General features: G+C 64.9%; 1 protein-coding gene. It reads left to right on the top strand.

The window, feature by feature from the left end:
• A partial coding sequence (locus FS320_RS44815; protein WP_152718823.1) for a tyrosine-type recombinase/integrase occupies positions 1-514 on the top strand: 514 nt, incomplete at its 5' end.
• Positions 515-596: the final 82 nt, after the last annotated feature.

The following is a 596-nucleotide window of genomic DNA, read 5'->3' as shown; positions in this document are numbered from 1 at the left end:
AGCAACGGGCGTTAATGTCGACGATGTCCAGCTCGACCGGACCAGGCCCCAGGTGCTTCTGCGCGGCAAGGGGCGCAGGGAACGTGTTGTGCCAGTCTCGGCCGATCTCGCTCAAGCCCTCAGAGCCTTGATCGCCGAACATGGCCTCAACCATGATCCGCTGGGTCCCATATTCCGCGGCGTCCACGGTGAGCGGATGACCCGGTTCGGTGTGACGCATGTCGTCCGGCGCGCGGTGGCCGGGGCAACGGCCACGCAGCCGGGGTTGGCGCGCAAGGTCGTCTCACCCCATGTTCTGCGCCACACCCTCGCCATGACGCTGCTGCAATCGGGTGTCGACCTGCTCACTATCCAGGCCTGGCTCGGTCATGCCCAGGTCGCGACGACGCATCGCTATGCGGCCGCCGATGTCGAGATGATGCGCCGCGGCCTCGACCACGCCGCCATCTCGGGCAAGCAGCCCGCCCGGTTCAAGGCAAAGGACGCGGTGCTTCAACTGCTCGAGAGCCTATAATTATGTAGCGGCCAGGAACCGCAAAGCGCTGGAACTCCACCGTCAGCGATCCCGCCGCCACATAATCTCTCACGACGCATAA

The sequence above is a fragment of the Microvirga tunisiensis genome, assembly GCF_009296175.1.
GTDB classification, from domain to species: Bacteria; Pseudomonadota; Alphaproteobacteria; order Rhizobiales; family Beijerinckiaceae; genus Microvirga; species Microvirga tunisiensis.
This window is presented reverse-complemented; position numbering and strand designations above follow the sequence as displayed.